Here is a 398-nt window from a genome sequence, read left to right on the forward strand (position 1 = left end):
AACAGCGCGAACTCGCGGTCGCGTTCCAGCGTCCCGCCGTCGAGGACCCGTGCCGCCTCGACGTCGACCCCGTCTAACCCCTTCACCGGAAACACCGTGAGTCGCTCCACGCGAGCCATACCTCGGGGAGGGGGCGCCGCGTCCAATAGCCTTCGGTCGACCGCGGTCTCGAAGTCTCGCTCCCCCGCGGAGGCGGCGTCGTTCCACTCGATTCCGGGATTGGTGGATTTCGGTTTGGCTCACGGGATCGCGTTCGCTTTCGATTCGAAGAAATCGGCCGCTCGAACCTTTGGTTTCGAAGTGGAAAACGCACTAAGGGTGTAGCCCGTAGTACTACCCAAGATGAGCACCAGGACCACCCACCTCGACATCACGGGGATGAGCTGCGCCAACTGCTC

1 protein-coding gene is annotated in these 398 nt (G+C 63.1%); it reads right to left on the reverse strand.

Annotated features, from left to right (window positions below):
- A partial coding sequence (locus EXE45_RS21740) for an MOSC N-terminal beta barrel domain-containing protein (RefSeq protein ID WP_199233710.1) occupies positions 1-119 on the reverse strand: 119 nt, incomplete at its 3' end.
- Positions 120-398 lie beyond the last annotated feature (279 nt).

The sequence above is a fragment of the Halorubrum sp. SP9 genome, from assembly GCF_005435015.1.
GTDB lineage: Archaea > Halobacteriota > Halobacteria > Halobacteriales > Haloferacaceae > Halorubrum > Halorubrum sodomense.